The following is a 22,063-nucleotide window of genomic DNA, read 5'->3' as shown; positions in this document are numbered from 1 at the left end:
TCTTCACTTGGTCGCCTGGCGCGAGGTCGCCGGCCGGTGCCGCTTCTTCGGCGGCATGGCATAGCCCGGAATGATGGCGCCGGGATAGCAGATCACGAGGCTGGCGAGACGGTGACCGGCCTGGGCCGCCTCGACCGGCTCGGCGCCGGCCAGCCGGGCGGCGATATAGGCCGCGGCAAAGCTGTCGCCGGCGGCGGTGGTGTCGACGACCGGCTTGGTCATCGGCTCGGCGCGCACCTCGTGGGTCCCGCCGGGGAAACGCAGCAGGCTCACTGGTTCGGCCAGGCGGAAGACCAGCTCGGGCGTCGGGATGCGCGCCATCAGCTGATCGTGGTTCTCGCCGGGATAGAGCGCGAGCAGATCTTCGGTCGAGGTCAGCACGATGTCGGCGGCCGCAAAGGCAGTGGCGAACACCTCGCGTGCGACATCGCGATCGGGCCAGCCGCGCGCGCGAAAATTCGTGTCGAACACGAAGCGCGTGCCGAGGAGCCGCGCGCGCTTGATCGCGGCGAACAGGCGCTCGCGCCCCGCCTGATCATAGATCGAGAGCGTGATCGCGGAGAGATAGACGATGTCGTAGCTCATCAGCGAGTTGAGCAGCTCGTCCGTCTCCGGCAGGCTCATCAGTTGCCGCGCCGCCGCGCTGTCGCGCCAGTGAAAGAACTGGCGCTCGCCCTTGGCGTCCGTCTGGATCATGTAGAGGCCGGGCAGCTTGCCCGGCAGCCGCACGACCCGCCGCGTGCCGACGCTCTCCGCATTCCAGGCCGCGATCATCTCGTCGCTGAGCGCATCATCGCCGAGCGCGGTGAGATAGTCGACCTTGACCTCGAGCCGCGCGAGATACACGGCCGTGTTGAGGGTATCGCCGCCGAAGCCTCGCGAGTACAGGCCGCCGCCCTGCCCTGAGGAATGTCCCCCTTGGGCCTGCCGGAGCTCGACCATGCATTCACCGATGCAAGCAACGCTCGCCATCGTCATATCCACGCTGTTCATCTGATAGCTCAGGCGACGAAGTTGCCGCCGAGCTCGTCTTCGATGTGAATGCGGATGATGTCGTCGAAGGACTTTTCTTCGGTGGTGAAGCCGAGCTCGCGCGCGCGCTTCGCCTCGAAATTGCGCGGCCAGCCGCCGACGATGCCGACGATGAACGGATCGAGCTCATGCTTGATGCGCGCGGCGACCTTGTCGCCGGCGACGCGCCGGAGCGCGGCGATCTGCTCGCCCACCGTGGCCGAGAGGCCGGGCATGGTCAGGTTGCGGCGCGGCCCGACCTTGGCGAGGTCAATGGTGCCGGCATGCAGCAGGAAACCGACGGCGGAGCGCGGCGTCGCGTGCCAGTGGCGGACGTCCTCGGAGACCGGGAGCACCGCTTCCTTGCCGGCGAGCGGCTCGCGCAGAATGTTGGAGAAGAAGCCCGATGCCGCCTTGTTGGGCAGGCCGGGCCGGATGCAGATAGTCGGCAGGCGGATGCCGATGCCGTCGAGGAAGCCGCGGCGCGAATAGTCGGCCAGCAGCAATTCGCCGATCGCCTTCTGGGTGCCGTAGCTGAGCAGCGGGGTGTGGAAGAACTCATCGCCGATCGCATCCGGGAACGGGGCGCCGAACACCGCGATCGAGGATGTGAACACCACGCGCGGCTTGTAGCCGCCGCCGGCCAGGCGGATGGCGTCGAGCAGCATCCGCGTGCCGTCGAGATTGATGCGGTAGCCCTTGTCGAAATCGAGCTCGGCCTCGCCCGACACGATCGCGGCGAGATGGAAGATCACGTCGGGGCGGCCGGCGATCAGCTTCTCGGCTGCGCCGGGGACGGCGAAATCGCCCGAGACGGTCTCGACGGGGAAGCCGGCCTTCTCCGGCTTCTTCGGCTCGACTACGTCATGCATGGTCAATTTGGTGATGTCGCTCTTGCCGAGCCGGCCGTCGCGCTGCAGCCGTTCACACAATTTACGGCCGACCATGCCGGCGGCGCCCAGAACCAGAATGTGCAAGAGCTTAACTCCTTCTTATTGGCCGGAACGCGCCGCTCCTGGCGCGCTCTCAAGGCGGGCGCCGCTGGTCATTCCTTCACGGCGCCGGTCATCGCCGAGACATAATGCTCCACGAAGAAGGCGTAAAGGATGACGAGCGGCAGCGAGCCGGCCAGCGCTCCCGCCATCAGCGACCCCCAGCGATAGATGTCGCCGTCCACGAACTCGTTGACGATCGCGACCGGCACCGTCTTGTTGCTGGTCGATTGCAGGAAGGTCAACGCATAGATGAACTCGTTCCAGCACAGTGTGAAGCAGAAGATGAAGGCCGAGATCAGACCGGGGATCGCGAGCGGCAGCACGATCTTGATCAGGATCTGCCAGCGGCTCGCCCCGTCGATCAGAGCGCATTCCTCGAGCTCGAACGGGATGGTCTTGAAATAGCCCATCAACAGCCAGGTCGAGAACGGGATCAGGATGGTTGGATAGGTCAGGATCAGCGCCAGCGGCGAGTCGAACAGGCCATACTGGAACACGACGGTCGCGAGCGGAATGAACAGGATCGACGGCGGCACCAGATAGGCGAGGAAGATCAGCCCGCCGACGAGATGGGCGCCCTTGTAGCGCAACCGCACGATGGCATAGGCGGCCAGCACGCTTGCGAAGATCGAAAGCACCGTCGCGCAGACAGCCACGTACATCGTATTCCAGAGCCAGTGCGGATAGTAGCTCTCGAACAGCAGCTTGTGGAAGTGCTTGAACGTCGGATTCCAGGTCCAGAACGGATTGAACCTGTCGAGATCGAGCAGCTGCTCGTCGGGCTTCACCGACGTCAGCGCCATCCAGTAGAACGGGAACAGCAGGACGAAGACGATGATCCCGAGCGGCAGATACAGCGTCACGATCCTGCGCGGCACCGACTGCAGATAGCTCATGCCCTCGCTGTGATCTGCCGTAGGCGCCGAGCCCGACAGCACATTCTTGAGATCGATGGATCTGGTGGGCAGGTCAGTCATTGCTCTCTCCCTGCTGCCATTTCCGGCGCTGCAGGCCGAACCAGGACACCATGATCGCAGCGAGCAGGAACGGAATCATGGCGCTGGAGATCGCGGCGCCCTCGCCGAGCTGCCCGGCGATGATCGCGCGCTGATAGGACAGGGTCGCCATCAGATGGGTGGCATTGACCGGGCCGCCGCGGGTCATGGCCCAGATCAGCTGGAAGTCGGTAAAGGTGAACAGCACCGAGAATGTCATGACGACGGCGATGATCGGTGTCAGCAGCGGATAGGTGATATGCCGGAACATCTGCCAGCGCGAGGCACCGTCCAAGGTCGCCGCCTCATAGAGCGACGGCGAGACGGTCTGCAGTCCCGCAAGCAGCGTGATCGCCACGAACGGCACGCCACGCCAGACATTGGCGAAGATCACGCAGATGCGTGCCCACGTGGTATCGCCGAGGAAATTGATGTTCTGGCTGATCAGCCCGAGGTGCCTCAACGACCAGGAGATGATCGAGAATTGCGAGTCGAAGATCCACCAGAAGGCGAGCGCGGAGAGCACCGTCGGAACGATGAAGGGGATCAGGACCAGCGCGCGCAGCATCGCCTTGAACGGCATGTGCTCGTTCAACAGCAGCGCGAGGTAGAGCCCGATGCCGAATTTGAAGGCGCTGGCGACGAAGGTGTAGAGCAGCGTGTTGGTCACCGATAACCAGAAGATGGAGTCGTCCCAAAGCCACTCATAGTTCTCGGTTGCGATGAAGTGCCCGACCCTGCCGATGCGGGTGTCCGTGAAGGACAACCAGATGCCGAGCCCCAGCGGATAGGCCAGGAAGAAGATCAGGATCGCCATGGCCGGCAGCATGAACCAGAAGCCGAGCCAGTTGCGATTGTGTTTGAGCTGGTTCCAGGCGCTCGCCTCGCTCATCTGAGGCTTGGCCCGGGGAATTGCGACATCAGCCATGCCCGATATCCCTGATCGAAATGTTGACGAGCGGGCGGCCGGTGGGCCGCCCGCCCCGTGACCGTCAGCGATAGATGCGCTTCAGCTGGCGCTCGGCTTCCGCCATCGCGCCCTTCGCATCCTTGGCGCCGGTGCAGTAGTTAGCGAACATGTCGACGACGATGAAATCGGCGATCGCGGTCGCCGCCTTCTCACCGACCGTGCCGATGCCGGACGCCGGCAGCGTGCGCTTGGAGGCCTGGGAGAACACGGCGTTCTTCGGATCGGCGGTCCAGATCGGCGCCGACTCGTAGGCGTTCAGGGTCTGCGTGAGATAGCCCTGCGCGCCGTCCAGCCACTTCTCGTAGTTCTCCTTCTCCAGCATAAAGGCGATGAAGGCCTTGGCTGCGTTCGGATATTTGGTGAAGTTGAACGCGAGGATCGGCAGCGCGAGCTGCAGCTCGGTCGGCTTGCCGACCGGCCCGACCGGCCACAGCGCGTGATAGGTATCCTCGGCAAGCTCCTTCTTGCTCGGGTCGGTCTTGGCGGCAACGTAGATCGAGATGCCGTTCGCCGTGCAATAGAGCTCGCCGGCGAGGTACGCCTTGTTGTTGGAGGAGTCGTTCCAGGACGGGGTGCCTGGAATGAAGTTCTCGTAGAGCGCCTTGCAGTACTCCAGCGCCTTCGCCGTCTCCGGCGAATTGATGATGATCTTGTCGTTCTGGTCGACCGTGTAGGCGCCGTGGCCCCACAGCACCCAGTGCAGCCACGAATTGCCGTCGCCCGAGGCATGGCCGAGCGCGAAGCCGGCCGGCGTGTTGTTGGCCTTGAGGGCCTTGCACATCTCGAGGAAGCCGGGGAAGTCCTTCGGGAACTCCTTGAAGCCGGCCTTGTCGAGCGCCGACTTGCGGTAGGTCATGTAACCGCCGTTGGTCGCGACGGGAATGCCGAGCCAATCGTCGCCGAGCTTGCAGGTCTTGGCGGCCGCATCGGTCCAGCCGCCATATTTCTTGCCGAGATAATCGGCGACGTCGTTCATCTTCAGCACTTTGGTCGGGAACAGCTGCGGCAGCGTGTGCAGACCCCAGGCGAGATCGAGTCCCGAGCCGGTATTGGCCGCAACCGAGGCCTTCGGCTGCACGTCCTCGAAGGACTCGCTGAACACGTTCATCTCGGTGCCGGTCGCGGACTTGAACGCCGCCACCATCGCATTGAACGCATCATCTTCCGCCGGCACGAAGCGCTTCCACCGCATCACAGTCAGCTTCGCGCCCGGCTCCGCCTTCCAGGGCGCGCTCTGCGCCCAGGCCTTGGCGAAGCCGAACAGTGCTGGCCCGGTGAGCATGCCGGTCGCGGCCAGAGCCGTTCCGCCTTGAAGCAGAGTCCGGCGGGTAAAGTCTTGCATGTCGTCCTCCCTGTGATTCTTTTTTCTTGTCTTGGTCTTCTACGCGTTGAGGCGTTTGCCTGTCGCGTCGTCGAACAGATGAACCAGCGACGGATCTGGCTTCAGCCGGACCTTGTCGCCCGGGTTGAACTGGTGGCGCTCGCGGAATACCGCGACGACCTGCTCGCCGCCCACCTTGGCGAACACCTGCGTCTCCGAGCCGGTCGGCTCGACAACGATGATCTCGGCCTCGGCGCCGTCATCGGCGATGGTGAAATGCTCCGGCCGCACGCCGTAGACCGCGGGACGGCCGTCGGACGCAGCGGGTGCGTTCTTGAGCGGCAGCTTGACGCCGTTCGGTCCCTCGAAGGTCGCAACGCCGTTGACGCGCACATGGCCCTTGAGGAAGTTCATCGCGGGCGAGCCGATGAAGCCGGCGACGAATTGGTTGTCGGGCTTGTCGTAGAGCTCGAGCGGCGTGCCCATCTGCTCGACGATGCCGTCATGCATGACGACGATCTTGTCGGCCATGGTCATGGCCTCGATCTGGTCGTGGGTGACGTAGACAGTGGTGGTCTTCAGCCGCTGGTGCAGCTCCTTGATCTCGGTGCGCATGGCGACGCGCAGCTTGGCATCGAGGTTCGACAAAGGTTCGTCGAACAGGAAGACCTGCGGATCGCGCACGATGGCGCGGCCCATGGCGACGCGCTGGCGCTGGCCGCCGGAAAGCTGGCGCGGATAGCGATCGAGCAGCGGCGACAGCGCGAGGATCTCGGCGGCGCGCTTGACGCGCTTGTTGATCTCGTCGGAGCTCGCGTTCCGCAGCTTCAGCGAGAAGCCCATGTTGTCAGCGACCGTCATGTGCGGATAGAGCGCGTAGTTCTGGAACACCATCGCAATGTCCCGCTCCTTGGGCTGGACATTGTTGACGACGCGGTCGCCGATCGAGATCGTGCCGGAGGTGATGTTCTCGAGACCGGCCAGCATGCGCAGCAGCGTCGACTTGCCGCAGCCGGAGGGGCCAACCAGGACGACGAACTGGCCATCCTCGATCGGGATCGTCACGCCGTGCAGGACTTCAAAATTGCCGAACGATTTCCGCACGTCGCGGATTTGCACAGACGACATCTAGCTCCCTCCTCGAAAGTCCACGACGCCTCTTGCGCCGCGACCGTCTTGTTTTCAGACTTCGCCAACCCGAAGCCCGAACTTAGCAGGCGACATTGTCGGCAGTTTGTGCGGTTTTGGCAATTTGTCTTTGGTTAGTCGTTGCTGGTAGCGCTGTCAACGATCCTTTGGTTTCGACATTGGCTATGCTAAGAGCAACGAATGGGTCGAAAACGCACCAAGTCAGGCAAAATCCGGCTGGCCGAAGTCGCCGAGCTTGCCGGCGTCAGCCCCATCACCGCGTCCCGCTTCTTCCGTAATCCGGAGGCGCTGTCGGTCGCCAAACGGACGCGGGTCGAAAGCGCGGCCAAGGAGCTCGGCTATGTGCCCAACCTTGCGGCACGCGCCCTCGCCTCGCAGCGCACCGAAGTGATCGGCGTCTTGATCCCCTCGCTCACCAACAACGTGTTCTCCGACGTGCTGCGCGGCATCTACGATGCCTCCGAGGGCAGCCGCTACTCGATCCAGTTGTCCAACACGCGCTACAGCATCCTCCAGGAGGAGAAGCTGCTGCGCCTGTTTCTGGCGCAGAAGCCGGCCGGTCTGATCGTGACCGGCATCGACCAGACCGCGGAATCGCGCGCGATGCTGGAGGCCGCCGACTGCCCGATCGTGCAGATCATGGAGATCGGCCCCAATCCGGTCGACATGATGATCGGCTTTTCCCACTATGATGCAGCCCGCGCGGCGGTTGCGCACCTGTTCGCGCAAGGCCACCGCAAGATCGGCTTCGTCGGCGCGCGCATGGATCCCAGGGTCCAGCGGCGGCTGGACGGATATGTCTCGGCCATGAAGGATGCCGGCCTGTTCGAGCAACGCCTCGTCGTCACCACGGCGACACCAACCTCGGTGACGCTCGGCGGCGCCCTGTTCACCGATCTCTTGGCGCGGGAGCCCGGTCTCGATGCGGTGTTCTGCGCCAATGACGATCTCGCGCTCGGCGTGCTGTTCGAATGCCGGCGCCGGGAGATCGCGGTACCCGAGCAGATCGCGATCGTCGGCTTCAACGACCTGGAATTCATGGCCTCCGCCGTCCCCACGCTCACCAGCGTGCGCACCAACCGCTACGAGATGGGCAAGACCGCCGCCACCATGCTGATCGATGCGATCGACGGACGACGGCCGGAGCAGCCGGTGCTCGATCTCGGTTTCAAGGTGATCGAGCGACAAAGCTCGTCGGCACGTCGCTTGGACAATCGGCCAGTGTCATCGGGCGCGGGCACGGCGAACAAAATGGTAGCGTTACCAAGCAGCCATGACTAGTATCGGACTTGTGAGGAAACGACCCGCCAACGGGCAGGCCCATCACCGCTCACACCGTTGGGCATCGCACAAGCCGACAGCACAAGACGGACGCCAGTGCGTTTGCATTGCAGGAGAAACCAATGACAAAAAAGCCAACCAATGGGCACGCGGGCGCCGGTAACGGCACGCGCCGCCACCTCCGCTCGCAGGAATGGTTCAACAACCCGCATAATCCGGGCATGACCGCGCTCTATATGGAGCGTTACCTGAACTACGGCCTTACCCGCGCCGAGCTGCAGTCCGGCAAGCCGATCATCGGCATTGCCCAGACCGGCAACGATCTCTCCCCCTGCAACCGCCATCATATCGAGCTGGCGCACCGCGTCCGCGAAGGCATCCGCGAGGCCGGCGGCATCGCGATGGAATTCCCGACCCACCCGATCCAGGAGACCGGCAAGCGCCCGACCGCCGCGCTCGACCGCAACCTCGCCTATCTCGGCCTGGTCGAGATCCTCTACGGCTATCCGCTCGACGGCGTGGTGCTGACCACCGGCTGCGACAAGACCACGCCGGCCTGCATGATGGCGGCCGCCACCGTGAACCTGCCCGCGATCGTGCTGTCGGGCGGCCCGATGCTGAACGGCTGGCATGACGGCCAGCGCACCGGCTCGGGCACCATCGTTTGGAAATCGCGCGAGCGGCTTGCCGCCGGCGAGATCGATTATGAAGAGTTCATGGAGATCGTGGCCTCCTCGGCGCCCTCGGTCGGCCATTGCAACACCATGGGCACCGCCTCGACCATGAACGGGCTTGCCGAAGCGCTCGGCTTCTCGTTGCCGGGCTGCGCCGCGATCCCCGCCCCCTACCGCGAGCGCGGCCAGATCGCCTACGAGACGGGAAAACGCATCGTCGAGATGGTGTGGGAAGACCTCAAGCCTTCGGACATCCTGACCCGCAAGGCCTTCGAGAACTGCATCGTGATCAACTCGGCGATCGGCGGCTCGACCAATGCACCGATCCACATCAACGCCCTCGCCCGCCATATCGGCGTCGAACTGTCGATCGACGACTGGCAGAAGGTAGGTCACGACGTGCCGCTACTGGTCAACATGCAGCCGGCCGGCTTCTATCTCGGCGAGGAATTCCACCGCGCCGGCGGCGTGCCGGCCGTGGTGCGCGAATTGATGAAGCACAAGCGCATCCACGAGGACGCGATCACCGTGAACGGCCGCGGCATCGGCGAGAACTGCAAGGACGCGCCCAAGCCCGACAACGACGTGATCTGGGCCTATGACAAGCCGCTGGTGAAGGATGCCGGATTCCTGGTGCTGAAGGGCAATCTGTTCGATTCGGCGATCATGAAGACCTCGGTGATCTCCAAGGAATTCCGCGACCGCTATCTCAGCAACCCGAAGGATCTGAACGCCTTCGAAGGCCGCGCGATCGTGTTCGAGGGTCCGGAGGACTACCACGACCGGATCGACGATCCCTCGCTCGACATCGATGAGCACTGCGTGCTGTTCATCCGCGGCACCGGCCCGATCGGCTACCCCGGAGGAGCCGAGGTCGTGAACATGCAGCCGCCGGCGGCGCTGATCAAACGCGGCATCCTGTCCCTGCCCTGCATCGGCGATGGTCGCCAGTCCGGCACCTCGGGCTCGCCTTCGATCCTGAACGCCTCGCCGGAAGCCGCCGCCAATGGCGGTCTTGCGATCCTCAAGACCGGCGACAAGGTCCGCATCGACCTCAACAAGGGTAGCGCCAACATCCTGATCTCGGACGAGGAGCTGAAGAAGCGCCACGCCGAGCTGAAGGCCAGTGGCGGCTTCAAGCATCCGGCGAACCAGACGCCGTGGCAGGAGATCTACCGCAACACCGTCGGCCAGCAATCGACCGGCGGGTGCATAGAGCTCGCCACGCGCTACCAGAACGTCGCCGCAGCGTTTGGCGTGCCGAGGGACAATCACTGACAGCCAGGCCGTCATTGCGAGCAAAGCGAAGCAATCCAGAGATTTGTCCACGGAGACAGTCTGGATGCTTCGCCGCACCAGTGCAAAATTGCTACGCAATTTTGTCACGGGCTTTTCGCAATGACGTGGCGTTGGCATTCGAATGAACACGAGGGAGAAGAAAATGGCAGACCGCCTCAAGGGAAAGCGCGCCGTCGTCACGGCAGCGGCAGCAGGCATCGGGCGCGCTTGCGCGATCGCATTCGCACGTGAAGGCGCAACCGTCATCGCCACCGACATCAACGAGGCCGGCATCGCTGGCCTGACCAAGGAAGGCATCGCGGAAGTGGCAAAGCTCGACGTCCGCAACACCGCAGACGTCAACGCCTTTGCCAAGCGTGTCGGCAAGATCGACATCCTGCTCAACGCCGCCGGCTTCGTGCACCACGGCACCATCCTGGAGTGCTCGGAAGAGGATTTCGATTTCTCCTTCGACCTCAACGTCAAGTCGATGCACCGGACCATCAAGGCTTTCCTGCCCGACATGATCGCGGGCGGCGGCGGCAGCATCGTCAACATCTCGTCCTGCGCGGCCTTGAGGCCGCCGGCGAACCGCTACGTTTACAGCTCGTCGAAGGCGGCAGTGTCGCTGCTGTCGCGCGCGGTCGCGCTCGACTTCATCACCAAGGGCATCCGCTGCAACTCGATCTGCCCCGGGACCGTCGAGACGCCCTCGATGCTCGATCGCGCCGCCGCGCAAGGACCGCAGGGCAAGGAGATGTTCATCTCGCGCCAAAAGATGGGCCGGCTCGGCACCGCCGAGGAGATCGCGTCGATGGCGGTCTATCTCGGCAGCGACGAGAGCGCCTTCACCACCGGCGTCGACCTCGTCGTCGATGGCGGCTACATGCTCTGATCACTCCTCATCCCGAGGAGGCGCGCTAGCGCCGTCTCGAGGGATGGGCCACGGGCTCTATGGTTCGAGACGCGCGCAAATGCGCGCGCCTCACCATGAGGGATAAGGGAGCTAGTCAATGAACAAGATCGATCTCGATAGCCGCGTCGCTGTTGTCACCGGCGGCGCGCAGGGCTTTGGCCGCGCCATCACCGAGCGCTTCGTCGCCTCCGGCGCCAAGGTCGCGATCTGGGATTTTGACGCAGGCTTGGCCGAGAAGACTGCGAAGGAAATCGGCGACAACGTCAGCGTCTTCAAGGTCGACGTCACCGACACCGCTGAAGTCGAGCAGGCCCGCGATGCGACGCTGGCCGCCTTCGGCAAGATCGACATCCTCGTCAACAATGCCGGCATCGCCGGCATCAACAAGCCGGTCTGGGAGACCGATCTCGACGAATGGCGGAAAGTCCTGCGCATCAATCTCGACGGCCCCTTCATCTGCTGCAAGGCCATTGTGCCCGAAATGCTCAGGCAGAAATACGGGCGGATCGTGAACATCGCCTCGATCGCCGGCAAGGAAGGCAATCCGAACGCCTCGCATTATTCGGCGTCCAAGGCTGGCCTGATCGCGCTGACCAAATCGCTCGGCAAGGAGCTCGCCGCGCATGACATCCTGGTGAATGCGGTGACGCCGGCCGCAGCGAAGACCGCGATCTTCGACCAGATGACGCAGCAGCACATCGACTTCATGCTGTCGAAGATCCCGAAAGCGCGCTTCGTGAAGGTGGAAGAGCTCGCCGCGATGGTGAGCTGGCTCGCATCCGAAGATTGTGCCTTCTCCACCGGCGCGGTGTTTGATATTTCGGGTGGACGGGCGACCTACTGAGGCACGGGCCGTCCGAGGGGGGCGGACCATGCAATTCCGGCGACGTGACTTCGTGAAGCTCGCAGCGGGCGCGCTGCCGTTGCTGTCGCGCCCAGCGCTGGCGCAGCTCGCGCCCAACCCGCCGAGCATCCGCCCGCCCTCGCCGGCCGAGCGCGGCGCCATGGCGCGGCTCGCGCGCAGCTTCATGGACAAATACGACGTGCCAGCGCTGTCCTTTGCGATCGGCTATGCCGGCACTGTCGTCCACGAAGATGCTTTCGGGCTTGCCGATCGCGAGCGCAACGAGACCGTGACGCCGCGGCATCTGTTCCGGATCGCCAGCGTCAGCAAGATGATCACCTCGGTCACGATCTTCCGCCTGATCGAGGAGAACCGTCTCAAGCTGACGGATCGCGTGTTCGGCCCGGGTGCCCTGCTCGGCACCGATTACGGGCAGCCGCCCTACTCTGCCGGCATCGACCAGATCACGCTCGAGCATCTGTTGACCCATACCGGCGGCGGCTGGAGCAACGACAACCGCGATCCCATGTTCACTCATCCGCGGATGGATCATGCCGAGCTGATCGCCTGGACGCTCGCCAATCGGCCGCTGGACCGGCCGCCCGGCCAGCATTACGCTTACTCCAATTTCGGCTATTGCGTGCTGGGGCGCGTGATCGAGAAGCTCACTGGCCAGCTCTATGCCGAGCATGTCCACAGCGAGGTACTGGCACGCTGCGGCGTCACCGACATGACGTTAGCGGGCAACACGCGCGACCAGCGCCAGGCCGGCGAAGTCGCCTATTACGGCCAGGGCGAAAGCCCCTACGACATGAAAGTGAGGCGGATGGATTCCCATGGCGGCTGGATCGCGACGCCGTCGGATCTCGTCCAGTTCCTGATGCATGTCGACGGCTATACGAGGCCTGCGAACATCCTGCGGCCGCGCACCATCCAGGTCATGACGACAGCGCCCAGCTACAGCCCGGACTATGCCAAGGGCTTCTGTGTCAACAAATTCGGCAATTGGTGGCACAATGGCAGCCTGCCAGGCACGAGCACGATTGCCGTGCGCACCCATGGCGGCTTCTGCTGGGCCGCCTTCACCAACACCAGACGCGGGAATTCCAACATGGATAGCGATCTCGACAATCTCAACTGGAGCATGGCGCGCCAGGTCGGCGAATGGCGGGTGGCCTGAGCCATGATCCGGGAAGGCGGATGCCTGTGCGGCGCGGTGCGGTTCAAGGCGGAGGGCGAGCCGCTCAACGTCCGTATCTGCCATTGCCGCTTGTGCCAGAAGGCGATGGGATCGCCCTACTTCGCCCGCGCGCAATTTGATCAACGCGCGCTAACCGTCGAGGGCGAGACCGAGCGCTATGCGTCATCCGAGAACATCGACCGCGTGTTCTGCAAGCGCTGCGGCACGCGCCTGTTCTCCTGGCGCCGCAACGGCACGCTCGCGGGTGTCGCGCTCACCACGTTCGACGACCGCAACGCCTTTACGCCGACCGAGCACATCTGGGTGAGTGAGAAGCTCGCCTGGCTGAAGCTCGACGACGGTCTGGTGCAGTATCAGACGACGATCCCGACGTGAGGTCGCGATCAGCCTGAGGCACCGGCCGCTTCGACGCGCCGGCTCGTCGTGGTCGCAATCCAGATTCCGGCAAACACCGCGACGATGCCGGCGGCGAGATTCCACCGCAGCGGTTCGTGCAGCAACCAGGCGCCGACCAGCGAGGCCGTGATCGGGTTGACTGTCACCGAGATGGCGACGCGCGTCGGCGTCGTCCGCTCCAGCGCGAAGGCCCAGAGATAGAAGGTCAGCGCGGCGCCGAACGCTCCGAGATAGAAGGCCGCCAGCCATTGCGGCGAGCCGAAGCTTGCGACCGGCGCAAAGCTGCCGCGGCCATACGAGAGCAGGATGAGGCAGGCCGCGCCCGCCGCCATGCTCATCGTGGTGAAAGCGATCGGGCTGGAGCGGCGGATCAGCGGCTTCGACCAGATGCCATAGAGCGCCATGCACAGTGCCGCCGCCATCATCAGGAGATCGCCGCGCCAGGCACCCGGCGGCGCCGAGGTCAAGTCGGTGAGCAGCGCGACCGCAACGCCAAACGTGGCCATCACGACACCAATCGATTTGCGCCAGGTCAAAGCTTCGACACCGAGCACCGCCCCGATCACGAGCGACAGCAGGGGAAGCGTCGACAAAGCCAGCGCGCCACGCGCGGCGGTCGTGAAGATCAGCGAGGCGTTGAACAGGATCGGGAATACGGCGAAAAACAGAATGCCGAGCCCCACTGCGGCAAGCCAGTCGCTTCGCCCCGGCCAGCGGTCGCCGCGCAGCATCGTCAGCGGCAACAGCAGCAGAAAGCCGAGGCCGAACCGGAACGAGCCGATCGCGAGCGGGTCGATGCTGCCCACGAGGTACCGCGTGGCGCCGATCGAGGTCCCGCCAAGGCCGCTCGACAGCACCGCGGCCAAAACGCCGAAAGTCTCGCTCACGCTTCCTCCCGTTGGTGCTTTGAAAGCAGCATACGAGGCGCGCCGAAACAGGGAATGGAATTTCCGTCATGCTGGGATAAGTTTTCATCATGACCGCCCTGCTCTCGATCCCGACCTGCTGAAGGCGTTCGTCGCCGTCGCCGAACATCGCTCGTTCACACGCGCTGCCGCGACGCTCCACCGCACGCAATCGGCGGTGAGCGTCCAGATCAAGCGCCTGGAGGAGCGGCTTGGTGCAACGCTGTTTCAACGCACCAGGGCGGGCATCGTGCTGACCACGGCAGGCGCCGAACTCCTCGTCTATGCGCGGCGGCTTCTCGAGCTCAATGCGGAAGCCATCGATGCGCTCCGCGCGCGCAAGCACGCAGCCGTGGTCCGCCTCGGCGTGATGGACGATTACGGCACGATCGTCATTCCGCCCTTGCTGGCGCGCTTTGCCAAGAACCATCCGGACGTCAGGGTCGAGATCGAGACGGGACTGACGGCAACGATGCCGGCACGGCTCGGCGAGGCCTATGATCTGGTCATCGCCATGCACCCCGAAGGACACGGCGATGGCGAGCTGTTGCGGCGCGAGCAGGCGGTCTGGGCTGCGGCCGGGTCCTATCCAATCGGAGCACGCGCTACGCTGCCGGTCGCACTCTACCCGCCCGGCTGCCTGTTCCGGCAATGGGCTACGGACGCGCTCGATGCCGCCCGCCTGCCTTGGCGCCTTGTCTTTGTCAGCCGCACGCTTGCGGCAGTCGCAGCGATCGCGGCGCAAAGCCTTGCGATTACGGTGGTGAAAGCCGGCACCCTGCCGCCCTGCCTGCATATCCTGTCGGACGGCCTGCCGCCGCTGCCGGGAGCGGACATCCGCCTCCACCGCGCGCGCAACCTGTCGCGCGCGGGCGGCCTGCTGGCGGATCATTTACAGCTTGGGATTTCGCAACCGGCGTCCCATATCCTGCCCTGACGCGTGCCCAACCACCGGATTGGCCGGGTTGGCTGCAAGGCCACGAGGCACAAACCGGGATACGAGCCGTGAACATTTCCCTTTATGACATTTCGGTGTGGGTGCTGCCGCTGGTGCTCGCCATCACCTTTCACGAGGCGGCGCACGCCTTCGTCGCGCACCGTCTCGGCGACGACACGGCGGCGCAGCTCGGCCGCGTCAGCTTCAACCCGATCAGGCACATCGACACGTTCGGCACCCTGATCCTGCCGGCGATGCTGCTGTTTGCGCATTCGCCGTTCCTCTTCGGCTACGCCAAGCCGGTGCCGGTCAATTTCCGCAAGCTGAACCATCCGAGGCTCGACATGGTCTGGGTGGCGCTGGCGGGCCCTGCCACCAACATCCTGCTGGCGCTCGCGGCGGCGCTTGCGCTGCACGCCCTGCCCTTCGTGCCGGCCGGCGCAGCGCAATGGATCTTCGACAACCTCAAGAATGCGCTTCTGATCAACGCGGTGCTGGCCGTGTTCAACATGGTGCCGATCCCGCCGCTCGACGGCGGCCGCGTCGCGGTCGGGCTCTTGCCGCCGCCGCTCGCCTTGCCGTTGGCCCGGCTCGAGCCGTTCGGTATGTTGATCCTGATCGGCCTCCTGATCCTGCTGCCGCTGGCGGGCTCGCAGTTCGGTCTAAATCTTGATGTTATTTCAGCAATACTGCGAACGTTGACCGGTTATGTGATTGAAGCTGTTCTCCTCCTGACCGGCAATGCGTAGTTGAAAAGTGACACCTGAACACGCCGAAAGGCTCGAGGCCGACTTGGTCAAAGCTGCCGATATGCTGATCGCGCGACGCGCGGACACCCGTGCCCGCGCCGATTTTGCCACCTGGAAGATGATGGCCAAGCTCAATGGGGCGTCTGCCCTGCCTCCGGAGGCCCAGGAGTTCCTGGCGAGCTATCAAAACCTGCTGGCGCAGATGAGCGAGGGCGAGGCTACCGAGGCCACTATCGGCGCGATCTACAAGGCCTACTATGCCGAGATGGGCGGCGCGGGAACCGCGCCTGACGTCCGCCCCCGCCAGGCCGAGCCGGCCGCAGACAATGTTACCGCTTTCCGCCGCCCGGCGCCGAAGCCGAAGAAGGCCAGCTTCTTCGGCCCGGCCACATCCAGCGGAAGCCAGAAGCGGCCATTGCCGGTGGCGCTGATCTTCGCCTGCCTGGTCGTGGTCTATGTCGGGATCCGGCTCTACTGGCGCTGACACGCCAAGACGCCAGCCAAGATCTGAGCCAAGTTATTTCGGCTTCTTGAAGTTCACGGGCAGGCTGAAGGCGAACTGATCCGCCGTGAGCTCGGCCGGCGGAACCGGCACCGGGTCGGAGCGGCGGACCATCGAGACAGCCTCGTTATCGAAAGCCGGATCGCCCGAGGACTCCGTGACATCGACCGAGACCACGTTGCCGCGCCGGTTCAGCACCAGACTGAGCTTGACCGTCGTCGTCTTGCTCTTGTCCTTGGGATAGCGCTTGTGGAGCTCGAAATAGGCGCTGATCCGCTTGCCCCACTCCGCGGTCAGCTTCCGGATGTCCTTGCCGATGCCCTGATGGGGAGCGGCAGCCTTTTCGTCCTCGCGCGCAGTCTCGTTCAACGCCTGCTTGGCCGACTCGACCGAGTTCGGCGCCTCCTCGACGGCCTGGGTTTCGACCTTGGCGACCTTCGTGGTGTCCTCGACCGGCTTCTTGGAGTCGTTCTCGGTCACGAGCCGGTCGGGGTCCTCGGCCTCCTGCGGGATCTCCTTCGGGAGATCGGTCTCCTTGACCTCGGCCTTCTGCTCCATCTGCTGCGGCTGAAACTGCGAGGCCTCGCTATCCGGGCCCGGCGGCAGGTCCGTCTCCGGCAGCTTCGGCGAGGTCATTTCGACGGCAAATTCAGCACCATTGGCCCCGAGGCCGTCGTCGCCGTCGTTCGCCCGCAAGTTCGCCAGCGCCAGCGCGGCACCGCCAAGATGTAGGACGAGCGCCGCCACCGCGGCCAGAACCCAGAGCCACCGCGGCGTTTTCACCTCGGTCACAGGATCGGACATCGCGCCATACTCAAGGTTGGGGCGCCGCTTGCGACGGCCCAGCCGCCGCAGCAGGCGCTTCGAGTGCCACCAGCTTGACCCGAGAATAGCCGCCGGCACGCAGGATTTCCATGACAGCCATCAACTCGCCGTAGGGAACGGCGCGGTCGGCGCGCAGGAACACGTATTTGTCCTTGCTCATCTCGGACATGGCGTCGAGAGAGCCGATCAGCTCGGTCCGCTTGACCGGGTTCTCCCCGATCGCCAGGCTCAGATCGGGCTTGATGCTGACATAGGTCGGCTTATCCGGCTTCTTCTGCGGCATCGCGCTCGAGGTCGGCAGGTCGATCGGCAGATCGACGGTCGAGAGCGGAGCTGCGACCATGAAGATGATCAGCAGCACCAGGATGACATCGATGAACGGCGTGACGTTGATGTCATGCGTTTCCGCGAAATCGTCGTCGTCATCGTTATCTGCGAGCGAAACGCCCATGGTTCACTCCGCCGCGCGTGAATGCGCGCTGCCGTGGCTGCGGTCGAGATCGCGTGACAATAGCCGCGCCGCCGCGCCCGAGGCGCGGCTGACGAGCTCGAGATAGCCCTTCGTCATGCGCGAGAAGTGATTGTAGATGATGACGGCGGGAATGGCGGCGACGAGGCCGATCGCGGTGGCGAGCAGCGCTTCGGCGATGCCCGGCGCGACCACGGCAAGGTTCGTGGTCTGCGACTTCGAGATGCCGATGAAGCTGTTCATGATGCCCCAGACCGTGCCGAACAGGCCGACGAAGGGCGATGTCGAGCCGATGGTCGCGAGCACGCCCATGCCGACGCGGATGCGCCGCGCCTCCGCGCGCACGATCTCCTGGAAGCTCGAGGCCGCGCGTTCCTTGATGCCGGCATCGCTGGACAGGCCGGCCGACATCCGCGCCTCGCGCAGCGCCGCCGCCAGGAAGGACGGCAGGATGCCCTCCTTGGCGCCAAGTGCCATCTGGGCTTCGGCGAGCGAGCGGGCCTCCGCGATCTTCCTCAGCGCCGAACGAAGCTTCCTTGATGCGACCGACAGCTCGATCGATTTGGCGATCAGGACGGTCCAGGTCATTAGCGAGGCGAAGGCGAGCCCGATCATCACCGCCTTCACGATGACGTCCGCCGACATAAACATCACCCAAGGCGACAATTCCTTCATGGCCGGGGCGATGCCTGCCACCGTATCGGGCTTTGCGGCCGCCGGCGCGGTGGCTGAGGGGGCCGCGGGCGCCGCCGTAGCCGGAGCTGCCGCGGGGGCGGGAGCAGCCACTGGGGCCGGGCTGGTCGCAGCCGGCTGAGCCGTCGCTTGTGCAGGGGCCGCCGGCGGGGTCTGGGCGGAAACAGGAGATGCCAGCCAGGCGGCCGTCAGGACGACAGCTGCAGCAAGGCTTGCTCGGAAGGACATGATCTTCATACTTCGGCCCAGTAGCGAATGAGATTGTGATAGATACCCGTCAATTTGACCGTTTCGGGATCGTCACGCCCGAGCCGTTCCACCAGCGCCTGTATCGCGGTGTCGAGGTCAAAGATCATGGTACGGGCTTGATCGTCCCGTATCATGCTCTGCAGCCAGAAGAAAGACGCAACCCGCGTTCCCCTCGTCACGGGCGTCACGAGATGCAGGCTAGTCGAGGGATAGAGCACGCAGTCGCCGGCTGGCAACTTGACTTCGTGCGAACCGTAGGTGTCCTCGATCACAAGTTCGCCACCATCGTATTCCTCCGGCTCGGCGAGGAACAGTGTCACCGACAGGTCTGTGCGGATGCGAAGGCCCGTCAGACGATCGCCGCGGATCGCATTGTCGACATGCAGCCCGAAATGATGGCCGCTGTCCGCCGCATAGCGGTTGAACAGCGGCGGGAAGATCTGGAGCGGGATCGCGGCCGCCAGGAATCGCGGGTTCGCCGTCAGCGCCGAGATGATGCGATGGCCGAGCTTGCGCGCGATCTCGCTATCCGGCGGCAACTGCTCGTTGCGCTTGACCATTGCCGACTGCGCGCCGGCCGTGGAACGGCCGTCTTCCCATTCGCTGGCGTCCATGATGCGGCGGAACTCCGCCACATCATCCTTGGTCAGGACGCCTTCTATGCATGTCAGCATGGCCGCTCTTCGTCATCCCTCAGTAGCGCGCCGAGATCACCAGATAGGCGGCACGTCCCGGTGCTTCCAGCACGAAGGGCGCGGCGCTCTGGTACAGCGCGTCGTAGTAACGCTTGTCGAAGATGTTGTTGACGAACAGCTTCAGCTGCCAGTTCTGATTGATCTTCGCCTCCGCGAACGCATCGAAGCGCCAATAGCTCGGGATCGACGTGCCCTGGTTGGCGGCGAGGAAAGTGCCACCATAGATCTTCGAGCGATAGACGGCCTGGCCACCCAGCTCCCAGGTGTCATTCAACTGATACTTGCTGAGCAAGCTGAAGGACTGGTGGGCGATGTTGGACAACGGAAGGCCGACGTTCGTCCTGTAAAGAGTCGTATTGGCCGGCGGGATCAACGACTTGGTGACCTCTGACTGCATCAGCACGAGACCGCCGAAAACACTCCATTTGTCGGTGATCTTGCCGCCTACTCCAAGGTCGATGCCACGTATGCGGTAGGCTGCTCCTGCCGAGATACAAGAGACGGTGCCAGTCGTCGCGGTGTAGGGGCAGGCCGCAGTCGCAGTTGCAGCCGTGACGTTGCGAGACTCCCGCGCGTTCTCTTTCTCCGTCTGGAACAGGGCGGCCGTCAGCAGAAGGTGACGATCGAAAAGCTCCCACTTCGTGCCAAGTTCGATTGCCTTGTTCTTTTCGGGGCCGAAGATCTGCGTGGGATTACCATTTAGCACCGGAGCGAGGCCACCGTATTGCACGCTCGTCCCGTCGAATTCCGCGCCAACCGGGTTCGACGAGGTCGCGTAGGCGGCATAGACACTGCCGTTCGGGAGTGGCTTCAGCGTCAGGCCGAGGTTGAAGTTCGGCATCCCGTAATTTTGCTGCTGCTGACCGAAGACATTGGCAACGCCGTTGACGGTGCCATAGCCGCTCGTTTGGATGGTATAGTCGTCATAGCGAACGCCACCGTTCAGGATGAGCAGATCGTGATAGTTCGCGCTATCCATCGCGTAGACACTCTTGGTGTCGACCGTGATCTTGGTAGGCAGACCCGAGAGCCCTCCCGGGATTCCAAACGGGAGATTCGTGAATTGCGGATTGAACACGCTCACGCCGGAAAGTGATCCCGAGCCTGAGAAACCACCAGGAAGAGCTTCGGAGCTGAGACCGAGGTACTTATCGATCGACGATTTCTCGTGGTCGTATTCGAAGCCGGCCAGCGCGGTGTGCTTGAAGCCGACGCCGTCATTGAACTTGTAGGTCGCCTCCGTCTGATTAGCGATCACACTCGTGGCCTGGAAACGGCTTTGCGGATTGGCGCTGAGCGTCGAGGCCGAAAGCGGATTGGCGATAACTGGCGCCTCCGGAAGCGTACCGATGTAATTCTGTGTGGAATAGGAATCCCGGAACCTGTTGGTGATCAGCAAATCAGGTGTGATCTGCACCTCCGCATTGAGCGAACCGATGTCCTGACCGGTGCGATAGAAATCGCGGTTGACGAAGCCGTACCAGTTATTGCGGTTCGATCCGAAATCCGGAAACGGACCGCCGGCGGTGCTTGCGGTGCTCGGCCGATAGTAAGGCACACCGAAATCCGGAAGGCCGGTCAGTTCGGTATGAATGTAATTTGCCTGGATCTTGACCGCATCGACCGGCTTCCAGGTCGTGGCGACGAACGCGCCATCGCGATTGTCCTTCACGTAGTCACGCCCGGCGACGCCCGCGTCCTGAAACAGGCCGCCCGCACGCACCGACCAGGTCGGGTCGATCACTTGGTTGACGTCGAGCACCACGCGTTTCGTCCTGTCGGTGCCAAACGTGGTGTCCATATTGTAGAAGCTCTTCTCCGTCGTCGCCTGCTTGGTGACGATGTTGATCGCACCGCCAGCGGTGCCACGACCCGCGAAGGTCGAACCGGGGCCGCGCAGGATCTCGACCTGCTCGGTGAAGAAGTTTTCGCGGACGCTGACGCCGGCGTCACGCACGCCGTCGATGAAGACGTCGTTGCGCGCGTCGAAGCCGCGGATGAAGAAGCGATCGCCGAAGGCATTGCCACCCTCGCCCGTTCCGAGCGTCACACCGGCCGTGCTCAGGATCGCCTGCTTCAGCGACGTGGCGTTCTTATCGGCGAGCACTTCCTTGCTGAGCACCGTGATCGACTTCGGCGTATCAACCAGCTTCTCCGGAAATTTGCCACCGGCCTGCACGTGATCGACCTTGTAGGGCGCGGCCGGATCGGCATAGGGATCGGCATCGGCGGGGCCGGACGGTGTGATGGGAGCAGCCTGCTGCGCCTGCTGGCGCTGCGCGGCGCGGCGAAGCGCATTGCGCGCGCGGACCTGGTCCGGCGTGGGCTTCGAAGCCGCCGGACGCGGGCGCTGAACCGGAGCATCGACCGTGACCGGCGGCAGATTCGACTGCTGCGCTTCCGCGCCGGTCGACACCGTCGCCGCCGCGATCAGGCTCGCGACCGTCGAGACCTTCTTGCCGGAAATGCCAGCGGACTTCTCATCCGCCACGTCGAACGCTACGACCGAACGCAACGATTTCGGTGCGACCACCTGCCCCATTACAACACGCCCCATCTTCTTGTTCGCTCATTCACTTCGATGAACGACGGGCTGTTGGTATCGGCGGCAAAATAGCGGGTCAATGCGGGCAAGCCGCGAGAACCCTTGAATACGTCAAGATCAAAACGATTCTAAACTGTAGTTTGAAACGGTTCTAAAAGGAGATTGGAGTCATTCTAAAACGAGCGCGAAAAAGCACGTCGAATTCTGCATCGCGCGCACGGCTTCAGTCGCTGCTCGGCGGCTTCATCAGCGAGAACAATTCGTCGACGCTTTTCTGCGCGATCGCGCGCACACGATCGGTGTTCTCCAGCCCGGCGATGTTGACACCGTTGACGACGGCTTTGATCTCGTCGCGGAAGTCGGTGAGGAAGCGCAAGGGATCGCGCTGTTCGTTGGCGACCCGCGCGATCAAACCCGTGATCAAGATCTGACACGCGATCAGCTTGCCGTTCAATTCGTCCAT

General features: G+C 63.8%; 22 protein-coding genes. 9 read left to right on the top strand and 13 right to left on the bottom strand.

Annotation, left to right across the window (positions count from 1 at the left end; genetic code table 11):
• Positions 1 to 3: 3 nt before the first annotated feature.
• The 6 genes from AC5V87_RS17830 to AC5V87_RS17805 form a co-directional block, all read right to left on the bottom strand.
• On the bottom strand, positions 4 to 972 hold the full coding sequence (locus tag AC5V87_RS17830; protein WP_495371711.1) for a sugar kinase: 969 nt from the start codon (positions 970 to 972) through the stop codon (positions 4 to 6).
• A gap of 29 nt (positions 973 to 1,001) precedes the next feature.
• A complete protein-coding gene (denD, locus tag AC5V87_RS17825; RefSeq protein WP_456838953.1) occupies positions 1,002 to 1,988 on the bottom strand; it encodes a D-erythronate dehydrogenase in 987 nt (328 codons plus the stop codon).
• A gap of 68 nt (positions 1,989 to 2,056) precedes the next feature.
• Positions 2,057 to 2,983, bottom strand: coding sequence for a carbohydrate ABC transporter permease (locus AC5V87_RS17820; protein ID WP_456838954.1), 927 nt, complete (start codon positions 2,981 to 2,983; stop codon positions 2,057 to 2,059).
• The gene (locus tag AC5V87_RS17815; protein WP_456838955.1) at positions 2,976 to 3,929 is read right to left on the bottom strand and encodes a carbohydrate ABC transporter permease; all 954 of its coding nucleotides are present in this window, start codon (positions 3,927 to 3,929) and stop codon (positions 2,976 to 2,978) included. The genes AC5V87_RS17820 and AC5V87_RS17815 overlap by 8 nt, the downstream gene beginning before the upstream one ends.
• Before the next feature lie 64 nt (positions 3,930 to 3,993).
• On the bottom strand, positions 3,994 to 5,313 hold the full coding sequence (locus AC5V87_RS17810) for an ABC transporter substrate-binding protein (RefSeq protein ID WP_495371710.1): 1,320 nt from the start codon (positions 5,311 to 5,313) through the stop codon (positions 3,994 to 3,996).
• A gap of 39 nt (positions 5,314 to 5,352) precedes the next feature.
• A complete protein-coding gene (locus AC5V87_RS17805; RefSeq protein WP_027557397.1) occupies positions 5,353 to 6,420 on the bottom strand; it encodes an ABC transporter ATP-binding protein in 1,068 nt (355 codons plus the stop codon).
• Between the two features lie 201 nt (positions 6,421 to 6,621).
• Between AC5V87_RS17805 and gntR the strand changes: the two genes are divergently transcribed.
• The 6 genes from gntR to AC5V87_RS17775 all read left to right on the top strand — a co-directional run bounded on the left by gntR (position 6,622) and on the right by AC5V87_RS17775 (position 13,010).
• The gene (gene gntR, locus AC5V87_RS17800; RefSeq protein ID WP_456838957.1) at positions 6,622 to 7,722 is read left to right on the top strand and encodes an HTH-type transcriptional regulator GntR; all 1,101 of its coding nucleotides are present in this window, start codon (positions 6,622 to 6,624) and stop codon (positions 7,720 to 7,722) included.
• 122 nt (positions 7,723 to 7,844) lie between these two features.
• Entirely contained in the window at positions 7,845 to 9,674 is a 1,830-nt protein-coding gene (locus AC5V87_RS17795; RefSeq protein WP_495371709.1) for an IlvD/Edd family dehydratase, read from the top strand.
• Positions 9,675 to 9,837: 163 nt separating this feature from the next.
• Positions 9,838 to 10,569 carry an SDR family oxidoreductase gene (locus AC5V87_RS17790; RefSeq protein WP_130362352.1) on the top strand — a complete coding sequence of 244 codons (732 nt, stop codon included), beginning with the start codon at positions 9,838 to 9,840 and terminating at the stop codon, positions 10,567 to 10,569.
• Positions 10,570 to 10,687: 118 nt separating this feature from the next.
• A complete protein-coding gene (locus AC5V87_RS17785; RefSeq protein WP_495371708.1) occupies positions 10,688 to 11,434 on the top strand; it encodes an SDR family NAD(P)-dependent oxidoreductase in 747 nt (248 codons plus the stop codon).
• Between the two features lie 28 nt (positions 11,435 to 11,462).
• A complete protein-coding gene (locus AC5V87_RS17780) occupies positions 11,463 to 12,614 on the top strand; it encodes a serine hydrolase domain-containing protein (RefSeq protein WP_495371707.1) in 1,152 nt (383 codons plus the stop codon).
• A gap of 3 nt (positions 12,615 to 12,617) precedes the next feature.
• Positions 12,618 to 13,010 carry a GFA family protein gene (locus AC5V87_RS17775; RefSeq protein WP_456838961.1) on the top strand — a complete coding sequence of 131 codons (393 nt, stop codon included), beginning with the start codon at positions 12,618 to 12,620 and terminating at the stop codon, positions 13,008 to 13,010.
• Between the two features lie 8 nt (positions 13,011 to 13,018).
• Here AC5V87_RS17775 and AC5V87_RS17770 read toward each other — a convergent pair whose 3' ends face one another.
• On the bottom strand, positions 13,019 to 13,918 hold the full coding sequence (locus AC5V87_RS17770; protein ID WP_495371706.1) for a DMT family transporter: 900 nt from the start codon (positions 13,916 to 13,918) through the stop codon (positions 13,019 to 13,021).
• Between the two features lie 76 nt (positions 13,919 to 13,994).
• Between AC5V87_RS17770 and AC5V87_RS17765 the strand changes: the two genes are divergently transcribed.
• The 3 genes from AC5V87_RS17765 to AC5V87_RS17755 all read left to right on the top strand — a co-directional run bounded on the left by AC5V87_RS17765 (position 13,995) and on the right by AC5V87_RS17755 (position 16,106).
• Positions 13,995 to 14,873 (top strand): LysR family transcriptional regulator, encoded by an 879-nt coding sequence (locus AC5V87_RS17765; protein ID WP_495371911.1) that lies wholly within the window; start codon positions 13,995 to 13,997, stop codon positions 14,871 to 14,873.
• Between the two features lie 68 nt (positions 14,874 to 14,941).
• Positions 14,942 to 15,622: a site-2 protease family protein gene (locus AC5V87_RS17760; protein WP_495371705.1), complete on the top strand. Its 681-nt coding sequence runs from the start codon at positions 14,942 to 14,944 to the stop codon at positions 15,620 to 15,622.
• Between the two features lie 61 nt (positions 15,623 to 15,683).
• A complete protein-coding gene (locus AC5V87_RS17755; RefSeq protein ID WP_456843360.1) occupies positions 15,684 to 16,106 on the top strand; it encodes a hypothetical protein in 423 nt (140 codons plus the stop codon).
• Between the two features lie 33 nt (positions 16,107 to 16,139).
• Here AC5V87_RS17755 and AC5V87_RS17750 read toward each other — a convergent pair whose 3' ends face one another.
• From AC5V87_RS17750 to AC5V87_RS17725, 6 genes are all read right to left on the bottom strand, one after another.
• Positions 16,140 to 16,928 (bottom strand): TonB family protein, encoded by a 789-nt coding sequence (locus AC5V87_RS17750; RefSeq protein WP_495371704.1) that lies wholly within the window; start codon positions 16,926 to 16,928, stop codon positions 16,140 to 16,142.
• Positions 16,929 to 16,938: 10 nt separating this feature from the next.
• Positions 16,939 to 17,400, bottom strand: coding sequence for a TonB system transport protein ExbD (gene exbD / locus AC5V87_RS17745; RefSeq protein ID WP_456838966.1), 462 nt, complete (start codon positions 17,398 to 17,400; stop codon positions 16,939 to 16,941).
• Positions 17,401 to 17,403: 3 nt separating this feature from the next.
• Positions 17,404 to 18,348, bottom strand: coding sequence for a tonB-system energizer ExbB (gene exbB, locus AC5V87_RS17740; protein ID WP_456838967.1), 945 nt, complete (start codon positions 18,346 to 18,348; stop codon positions 17,404 to 17,406).
• Positions 18,345 to 19,034, bottom strand: a complete 690-nt coding sequence (locus tag AC5V87_RS17735; protein ID WP_495371703.1) for a Fe2+-dependent dioxygenase — start codon at positions 19,032 to 19,034, stop codon at positions 18,345 to 18,347. The genes exbB and AC5V87_RS17735 overlap by 4 nt, the downstream gene beginning before the upstream one ends.
• Positions 19,035 to 19,053: 19 nt before the next feature.
• Positions 19,054 to 21,597 (bottom strand): TonB-dependent receptor, encoded by a 2,544-nt coding sequence (locus AC5V87_RS17730; protein ID WP_495371910.1) that lies wholly within the window; start codon positions 21,595 to 21,597, stop codon positions 19,054 to 19,056.
• A 226-nt stretch (positions 21,598 to 21,823) separates the two neighbouring features.
• Complete coding sequence (locus AC5V87_RS17725) at positions 21,824 to 22,063, bottom strand: hypothetical protein (RefSeq protein WP_456838969.1); 240 nt, start codon at positions 22,061 to 22,063, stop codon at positions 21,824 to 21,826.

Source organism: Bradyrhizobium sp. SOJA106, assembly GCF_059448745.1.
The sequence above is the reverse complement of the archived record's forward strand: the minus strand, read 5'-3'. Positions and strand labels throughout refer to the sequence as shown.

What these genes read in the sequence shown, in the direction of transcription:
- gntR (WP_456838957.1), top strand. Translation starts at nt 6,622, where the DNA reads ATGGGTCGAAAACGCACCAAGTCAGGCAAAATCCGGCTGGCCGAAGTC.
- AC5V87_RS17730 (WP_495371910.1), bottom strand. Translation starts at nt 21,597, where the DNA reads ATGGGGCAGGTGGTCGCACCGAAATCGTTGCGTTCGGTCGTAGCGTTC.
- AC5V87_RS17735 (WP_495371703.1), bottom strand. Translation starts at nt 19,034, where the DNA reads ATGCTGACATGCATAGAAGGCGTCCTGACCAAGGATGATGTGGCGGAG.
- AC5V87_RS17780 (WP_495371707.1), top strand. Translation starts at nt 11,463, where the DNA reads ATGCAATTCCGGCGACGTGACTTCGTGAAGCTCGCAGCGGGCGCGCTG.
- exbD (WP_456838966.1), bottom strand. Translation starts at nt 17,400, where the DNA reads ATGGGCGTTTCGCTCGCAGATAACGATGACGACGACGATTTCGCGGAA.
- AC5V87_RS17750 (WP_495371704.1), bottom strand. Translation starts at nt 16,928, where the DNA reads ATGTCCGATCCTGTGACCGAGGTGAAAACGCCGCGGTGGCTCTGGGTT.
- AC5V87_RS17755 (WP_456843360.1), top strand. Translation starts at nt 15,684, where the DNA reads ATGCTGATCGCGCGACGCGCGGACACCCGTGCCCGCGCCGATTTTGCC.
- AC5V87_RS17820 (WP_456838954.1), bottom strand. Translation starts at nt 2,983, where the DNA reads ATGACTGACCTGCCCACCAGATCCATCGATCTCAAGAATGTGCTGTCG.
- AC5V87_RS17775 (WP_456838961.1), top strand. Translation starts at nt 12,618, where the DNA reads ATGATCCGGGAAGGCGGATGCCTGTGCGGCGCGGTGCGGTTCAAGGCG.
- AC5V87_RS17805 (WP_027557397.1), bottom strand. Translation starts at nt 6,420, where the DNA reads ATGTCGTCTGTGCAAATCCGCGACGTGCGGAAATCGTTCGGCAATTTT.
- AC5V87_RS17795 (WP_495371709.1), top strand. Translation starts at nt 7,845, where the DNA reads ATGACAAAAAAGCCAACCAATGGGCACGCGGGCGCCGGTAACGGCACG.
- AC5V87_RS17810 (WP_495371710.1), bottom strand. Translation starts at nt 5,313, where the DNA reads ATGCAAGACTTTACCCGCCGGACTCTGCTTCAAGGCGGAACGGCTCTG.
- AC5V87_RS17830 (WP_495371711.1), bottom strand. Translation starts at nt 972, where the DNA reads ATGGCGAGCGTTGCTTGCATCGGTGAATGCATGGTCGAGCTCCGGCAG.
- exbB (WP_456838967.1), bottom strand. Translation starts at nt 18,348, where the DNA reads ATGAAGATCATGTCCTTCCGAGCAAGCCTTGCTGCAGCTGTCGTCCTG.
- AC5V87_RS17725 (WP_456838969.1), bottom strand. Translation starts at nt 22,063, where the DNA reads ATGGACGAATTGAACGGCAAGCTGATCGCGTGTCAGATCTTGATCACG.
- AC5V87_RS17785 (WP_495371708.1), top strand. Translation starts at nt 10,688, where the DNA reads ATGAACAAGATCGATCTCGATAGCCGCGTCGCTGTTGTCACCGGCGGC.
- AC5V87_RS17790 (WP_130362352.1), top strand. Translation starts at nt 9,838, where the DNA reads ATGGCAGACCGCCTCAAGGGAAAGCGCGCCGTCGTCACGGCAGCGGCA.
- AC5V87_RS17815 (WP_456838955.1), bottom strand. Translation starts at nt 3,929, where the DNA reads ATGGCTGATGTCGCAATTCCCCGGGCCAAGCCTCAGATGAGCGAGGCG.